At 71.6% G+C, this 6,150-nt stretch carries 8 protein-coding genes; 5 read left to right on the top strand and 3 right to left on the bottom strand.

All coding sequences use genetic code 11. From position 1 onward, the window contains the following. Positions 1-307: 307 nt before the first annotated feature. Together ACZ49B_RS18880 and ACZ49B_RS18875 are read right to left on the bottom strand one after the other, a co-directional pair. Complete coding sequence (locus ACZ49B_RS18880) at positions 308-607, bottom strand: hypothetical protein (protein WP_468307016.1); 300 nt, start codon at positions 605-607, stop codon at positions 308-310. Positions 608-675: 68 nt separating this feature from the next. Further along, positions 676-852 (bottom strand): hypothetical protein, encoded by a 177-nt coding sequence (locus ACZ49B_RS18875; RefSeq protein WP_266666706.1) that lies wholly within the window; start codon positions 850-852, stop codon positions 676-678. A gap of 153 nt (positions 853-1,005) precedes the next feature. Between ACZ49B_RS18875 and ACZ49B_RS18870 the strand changes: the two genes are divergently transcribed. The 3 genes from ACZ49B_RS18870 to ACZ49B_RS18860 all read left to right on the top strand — a co-directional run bounded on the left by ACZ49B_RS18870 (position 1,006) and on the right by ACZ49B_RS18860 (position 3,802). Further along, complete coding sequence (locus ACZ49B_RS18870; RefSeq protein WP_468307013.1) at positions 1,006-1,542, top strand: GNAT family N-acetyltransferase; 537 nt, start codon at positions 1,006-1,008, stop codon at positions 1,540-1,542. A 77-nt stretch (positions 1,543-1,619) separates the two neighbouring features. Continuing rightward, positions 1,620-2,612, top strand: coding sequence for a hypothetical protein (locus tag ACZ49B_RS18865; RefSeq protein ID WP_468307012.1), 993 nt, complete (start codon positions 1,620-1,622; stop codon positions 2,610-2,612). A 68-nt stretch (positions 2,613-2,680) separates the two neighbouring features. Next, the gene (locus tag ACZ49B_RS18860; RefSeq protein WP_468307009.1) at positions 2,681-3,802 is read left to right on the top strand and encodes an MrcB family domain-containing protein; all 1,122 of its coding nucleotides are present in this window, start codon (positions 2,681-2,683) and stop codon (positions 3,800-3,802) included. A gap of 24 nt (positions 3,803-3,826) precedes the next feature. Here ACZ49B_RS18860 and ACZ49B_RS18855 read toward each other — a convergent pair whose 3' ends face one another. Then, positions 3,827-4,822: a hypothetical protein gene (locus ACZ49B_RS18855; protein WP_468307007.1), complete on the bottom strand. Its 996-nt coding sequence runs from the start codon at positions 4,820-4,822 to the stop codon at positions 3,827-3,829. A gap of 68 nt (positions 4,823-4,890) precedes the next feature. Between ACZ49B_RS18855 and ACZ49B_RS18850 the strand changes: the two genes are divergently transcribed. Next, entirely contained in the window at positions 4,891-5,676 is a 786-nt protein-coding gene (locus tag ACZ49B_RS18850; protein ID WP_468307256.1) for a class E sortase, read from the top strand. Positions 5,677-5,730: 54 nt separating this feature from the next. Continuing rightward, entirely contained in the window at positions 5,731-6,057 is a 327-nt protein-coding gene (locus tag ACZ49B_RS18845; protein ID WP_468307004.1) for a DUF6412 domain-containing protein, read from the top strand. Positions 6,058-6,150 lie beyond the last annotated feature (93 nt).

The raw sequence follows: 6,150 nt of genomic DNA, 5'->3' as shown, positions 1-6,150 counted from the left end.
GGAAGAACGGCTAACCCACCGGGTCCCAAAGACGTGAGGCGAGCAGCCCAGTGGAGGGCTTAGGCGCGGTGGTCTGGTCCGCTCCTCCCCCCGCCCGACGGGGCGGAGGCCCGGCCAGGTCCGCCGGCCGATGCGGCCCGCCCGGGCCGGCCCCGCAGGCACGCCGGTCCGGCGTGCAGCACGGCTCGCCGCGTACGTCGGCTCGGCGCGCAGGCCGGTCCGGCTCACAGGCCGGTCCGGCTCACAGGGCCGGGGTCGGCGCCCTGCCGGCCTGGTGCAGCCGGCTCGGTGTGGCCCGGCGCCCGGCTCAGTCGCGGTCGGCGACGACCCAGGAGGCGGTCGCCACGACAGCCGCGGCCCCGAGGGCGGCCGGCCAGGCCCCGACCTTCTTGGCCAGCGGGTGCGCACCGGCGAAGCCGGCGAGGTACAGCGCGCCGAGCCCGGCAGCCGCGGGGGCGCCGCCGCGGCGGTGCCATTCGCGCCCGGCGGCGAGCCCGGCGGCGCCGAGTACGACACCGCCCAGCGGACGCTTCTTCGTCCACCGGGCGACGGCGTACCCGCCGACCAGTCCGGCGGCCGCCACTGCGGAACTCGGTACGCGCGCCATGCCCAACTCCTCAAGTCGTCTGATCTGACTGTCTCTGTCTCGCTGATCTCACTCGTGCTGCTACGAGGCTAACGCGGGGGCTTGACCACCCGGCGGGCCCCCAGCGCCCCGAGGACGAGCACGGCCCCGCCGATCACACCGTCCGGCACGGCGTCCTTGACGGCGCGCGGCAGCAGCGCCACCACACCCAGGACGAGGAGGAAGGCGAGCACGCACCGGCCGGTGGCCCGAAGCAGTCTGTCCACGGCTGCTCAACGCGCCGCGGGTCCCCCCGACACGGAGTGCGGGGAGGGGATTTGTCGCACACTCGCCGCATCCGTGCGATACGTGCTCCAGGAACCGGACCGGCATAAATTGACTCTCCCATCCCAAACGGGAAAAAGAGGAGCTCGGACATCGTGATCTGCTACGGACAGGCCGTCCTCGACCTCGCGGACGAACTGGTCGACGCCTATGCCGACGTCTTCTCCGCCCCGCCGTGGAACGAAGACGAAGAAACCATTCGCCAGTTCGCGGTCCGCCTCCAGGCCGACGCCCGGCGCCGTGGTTTCCGTACGGCTCTCGCCCAGTCCGCGGCCGGCATCGACGGCTTCGCCACGGGCTGGCTCACCCCGGCGTCCTTCCCCAAGGACCGCGGGTACGCCCAGGTCGCGGCGCAGCTGGGCTCGGAGCGGGTGCGGGAACTCCTGACGGGTGCGCTGGAGATAGACGAGCTCGCCGTACGCCCCTACGCGCGCGGCCACGGCACGGGCCGGGCCCTGCTCACCGAGATCACCGCCGACGCCCCGGACCGGCGGGCCTGGCTGCTGACCTCCCGCCTGGCCACCGACACGGTGGCCACGTACCGGCGCCTGGGCTGGCACGAGGTCACCGCCCGGCCGGGCACGCAGACGGGGGTGATCGTCTTCCTGTCCCCGGACCACCCGGGCCGCTAAAGAAGGGTCCCGCGGAGGTGGCCCCCGCAGGTGTCCCTCCGAGGTGTCCCGCCGATCACGCCGGGCATACCCGCGGCATGATCACACCGAAGCCGCTGCTGCGCAGGCAACTCAACCTGGCCACCCGCCACCAGCTCGCCGCGTCCGGGATCCCGGACGGCACGATCACCTCCCGCACCCGCCCGGGCGGGCCCTGGCAGCGCTTACTGCCCCGGGTCTACCTCCTGCAGACCGGGCCCCCGGACCAGCGCCAACGCGCCCTCGCCGCCGTCCTGTACGCCGCCGAGCCCGCCGCGGACCCGCTGTCCGGCGACACGGCCGTCCTCACCGGCGGCGCCGCCCTGGCCCTCCTCGGCATCCGCGACGTCCCGTACACCCCGGCCGACGTCCTGGTCCGCGCCCCGCGCCGGCTCACCGGGACCCCGGAGGTCCGCCCGCTGGCCACCGCGCGCTGGCCGCGCACCATCGCGGTGTCCGGCGTCCCGAGCACCCGCCTGGTGCGTGCGGCGGCCGACTTCGCCTCCCGGGCCGAGGATCCGGCGCGGATCCGCTCGACCCTGGCCCATGTCGTCCAGGCCGGCTGGTGCCACCCGCAGGACCTGCACGCCGAGCTCCGCGCGGCCCGTCTCCTCACCCGCCCGGCGATCCGCGCCGCCGCGACGGAACTCGTCGCCGGGGTCCGCTCGATCGCCGAGGCCCTGGCCCGGGACACCCTCACGTCGACGGACCTCCCGACCCCGCTGTGGAACGCCCGCCTGTACACCCCGGACGGCACGTTCCTGGCCAGCCCGGACGCGTACTGGCCCGACGAGGGCGTGGCCCTGGAGATCGACTCGGCGGAGTACCACTACACCCGCGACGCCTGGCAGGCCACCCTCCTGCGCCGCCTGCGCCTGGAATCCCACGGCATCCTGGTGGTCAGCGCAACCCCGTCGATGATCCGCGACACCCCACCCCAGGTCATCGCCGCCGTCCGCACCCTCCTCACCCTGGCCACCACCCGCCCCACCCCACCCACGGCCCAGGCCCGCGGCCACCAACAGCTGCAGCTCTTCCCTCGGGACCCGTAATCGGCCAGTTTTGACAGGATGTGATCGGTCATGTTTGACAGATGACGGTCGCTGCATAGCGTCATGCCATGACGATGCGGGATCTGCTTCTCGAGGTTGCACACACCTACGACCAGAAGGCCGGCACGCGCGCAGAGGTGCCTGGTCAGCAGGTACTTCGCGGTGTCTCCAGCCGCGACGATCTCGGGGTGACAGAAGGCTGGAGCGCTGCCGGGTACGGCGGCAACGGGAGCGCGGCCACGGCGCCATGGATCGGCGTGTTCGACCTGAAGATCAACACGGACCCCAAGATCGGTTTGTACCTCGCCTACATCTTCAGCACGGATCTGAAGTCCGTGACGCTGACCCTTCAACAAGGAGTCACCGACTTGAGCGAAAGGATCAGTGGAAAGAAGGCCTTCCACGCGCACCTCGAACGACAGGCCGATGAGCTTTACGGGGCGTTGTCATCGAGCCTGGCCGAGGAGTGGAACCACCGTCCGTCGTTCGGTTCGGGGAACCGTCCCGAGGCGTACGAAGCGGCGAGCGTGGTGGCCCGCACGTACGGGATCGATGAACTGCCCACCGAGGAGCAACTCCAGCAGGACCTGCGTGAGGCCGAGGTTCTTCTCCAGCAGGTGGCAGAGGCTGACACGGCCATGCGCGCCGCGCGAGAGGGCGGTGACGATGCCTCTGCCTCCTCGAAGCCGCAGCCGAAGCGGAAACGGAAGAACGCAGCGTCACCGGCGGTTGCATTCAAACCGGGGAACAGTGGCGAGTACGTGGCGCACATTGCAGCTCATCAGCAGATGAAGGGCCGGAAGCATGAGCTGTTGATCGAGGAATTCGTCGCGTACATAAAGACCCGGGACTACGGCGCGAGGAACCAGCGGATTCACCCCAAGGACCTGATCCTCGAGCTGGCCGATGTGGTCGACGGCGGCGCCCCGGAGTGGCTCGTCGAAGCCAAGGTCATCAGGAACGGGAACATCACCGCCGCCGTCCGTGAAGCCGTGGGGCAGTTGCGTGAGTACAGCTACTTCCTTTACCGGGAGAACGAGTTGGCCGCCCCCCACCTCGTAGCCCTGTTCTCCGAGGACATCGGGGTGTACGCGTCGTACTTGGAAGACCAAGGGATCGCAGCGGTTTGGCAGAGCGGTGATGGTTGGCAGGGAACGAGCACCGCTGCTGCCTGGGGGATGGTCGACTGATTGATCAGACAGGGCAGGCGCGTCCTAGCCCCCGTGGCACTCCGAATACGGCTTGCCGGAGGTGCACCAGCAACCGGACGTGGGGGTGGGGGGCCACGGGGTGGCCTTGCCGCGGGCCGCCAGCGTCGTGGCGTACTCCGGGAGGAGGGACGGGGAGGCCGGGGAGGTCTTCTCCGATGCCGCGAAGGCCTCGTACGAGGGGACGCTCGCCGTCACGATGCCGAGGTTCGTCGTGCCCGAGGCGGCCAGGGCGCGCAGGGACGACTCGATGTGCGCGAGGTGCGCCTCGTGCGAGGGGTACTCCGCCGCCAGGGTGGGGTACGAGGTGAGGAGCTCGGCCAGTTCCCGCTGGGGCCAGTGGAGGATCGCCACCGGGAACGGGCGGGAGAGCGCGGCGCGGCGGTCGCCCAGTTCGGCGCGGAGCCGGGCGATCTCGGCGCGGAGCTCGGCAGGGTCGTCGGAGCCGAGGGCCCAGATGCGCTTCGGGTCATGGAGCTCGTCCAGCGGGATCGGGCCGATGTGGCGGGTGTCGGCGACCATGTCCCAGTCGTCGTGCGGGAGTCCGAGGAGGCGGCGGACCCGATGGCGTCCCGTCAGGAGGGCCGTGGTGGCCGGGGTCAGGGGCGCGGACTCCGTGATCAGGAGCGTGGCCGCCTGGGTGAAGCACTCCTCCGAGGTGGTCAACTCGTCGTGGGCCTCGAGGGCTTCCGCGATGACCTCCCAGGGGGCCGGGTCCGCGGGCGCCGCCGCGCGGATGCCCTGGATGAGGGCGCGGGCCTCGGGCTCGTGGCCGTACTCCCACAGGTTCGCGGCCTGGAGCGCCTTGATCAGGTGGGGGTCGGCGGGTGAGGCGGCGAGGAGCTGGTCGTACAGCGCGCTGGCGCGGTCCCGGGCGTCACCCAGTTCGAGGTGGGCCGCGGCCTGGAGGAGCAAAGGCTCCTGGTCCTCGGGGTAACGGGTCGCCGTGCGGATGAGGCGCTCGGCTTCGGCGATGTGCTCGGCAGGCGTGTCAGGGCGCATGGTTCACACCGTACTGCGGCTGGTCTGTTGACGGGGGAGGACTTAAGGTGCGGCCCGTGCGGGATCACATGCGTGTGGTGGTGCAGGGAGGTGGCAGGCGCGGGGGGCGGGCCGGCCTTGCCGGGGTGCTGTGGGGCGCCGCCGAACTGGCCGTCACCGTAGGCGTGGTGGTGTTGTTGCTGGTGGTGCACCAGGTGTGGTGGACCAACCGGCAGGCCCTCGCCGGCGCGCACGAGCAGGTCCGGGAACTGGAGAGGGAGTGGACCCTCCCTGTTGATGTTGATTCCGATCCCTCGGTGGCGCCGGAGCCTTCCGCGTCGACCTCGGGTTCCGCTTCCGCTGCCGCGTCCGGGGCGCCGGTCGCCTCCGCCGCGCCCGCCCCGCCCGCTGCCGGGCCGGCGCCGGCGCCGGTGCAGGAGTCGGCGTACGGGGTGCTGCGCATCCCGCGGCTCGGTGTCGTCGTGCCCGTCGCGCAGGGGGTCGACAAGCGGGCCGTGCTGGACAAGGGGTACGCCGGGCACTACCCGGGGACCGCACAGCCCGGGGCGGAGGGGAACTTCGCGCTCGCCGGGCACCGCAACACCCACGGCGAGCCGTTCCGCTACATCAACCGGCTGCGGGCGGGGGACGAGCTGATCGTCGATGTACGGGGGCGGCGGTACACGTACGTGGTGGGGAAGGTCTTGGCGCAGACCAGCGAGCGGGACACCGGGGTGATCGCGCCCGTGCCGCGCAGCACCGTCCGGCCGGAGTACGGGTACAGCGAGCCCGGCGCGTACATCACGCTCACCACCTGCACGCCCGAGTACACCTCCACATATCGGCTCGTGGTGTGGGGAACCCTGAGGAGATAGTCCGCGTTCTTGTATGCGGTGAGGTGAGTACGGATCTCGGGAGGGGGGCGCTGTATGGCTCGGCATGAACGTGGGCGGCTGGTGATGCCGCTGCTGATGTCCCTGCTCCTGCTCGCCGGGATCCTCGGGTTCCTCGGGTTGTTCGCCGGGGAGGGCGGGCTGGGCGGGCTGGGTGCCGTCGTGGTCGCGCTCGCCGCCACCGTCGCCGCGGGTGCCGCGGCCCTCGCCGCCCGGCTGGTGCGGCCCGTGCCGCCCCACCGCATACGCACCGCGATACGTGATCGCGAGCAGCGCACCGCGTTCCTGCCGCAGCGTGATCCCGATGCCTCGGGCCGGTCGCGGCCCAGGGCGCCCGGACGTCTCGTCCTGACGGCCGCGTAGGGGCACCTGCTCCCTTCTTGTTTGGTTTGCCGTCGTGCCCCTCGTGGTCGTCGCGCCGAAATGCAGTTCTTTCGACGTTGACGAGACCCTTCG

The sequence above is a fragment of the Streptomyces sp. NPDC031132 genome (assembly GCF_055570595.1).
The sequence above is the reverse complement of the archived record's forward strand: the minus strand, read 5'-3'. Positions and strand labels throughout refer to the sequence as shown.

Bases quoted from the DNA above. Each gene is read 5' to 3' on its own strand.
- ACZ49B_RS18880 (WP_468307016.1), bottom strand. From the start codon at position 607: ATGGCGCGCGTACCGAGTTCCGCAGTGGCGGCCGCCGGACTGGTCGGC.
- ACZ49B_RS18865 (WP_468307012.1), top strand. From the start codon at position 1,620: ATGATCACACCGAAGCCGCTGCTGCGCAGGCAACTCAACCTGGCCACC.
- ACZ49B_RS18860 (WP_468307009.1), top strand. From the start codon at position 2,681: ATGACGATGCGGGATCTGCTTCTCGAGGTTGCACACACCTACGACCAG.
- ACZ49B_RS18855 (WP_468307007.1), bottom strand. From the start codon at position 4,822: ATGCGCCCTGACACGCCTGCCGAGCACATCGCCGAAGCCGAGCGCCTC.
- ACZ49B_RS18850 (WP_468307256.1), top strand. From the start codon at position 4,891: ATGCGTGTGGTGGTGCAGGGAGGTGGCAGGCGCGGGGGGCGGGCCGGC.
- ACZ49B_RS18845 (WP_468307004.1), top strand. From the start codon at position 5,731: ATGGCTCGGCATGAACGTGGGCGGCTGGTGATGCCGCTGCTGATGTCC.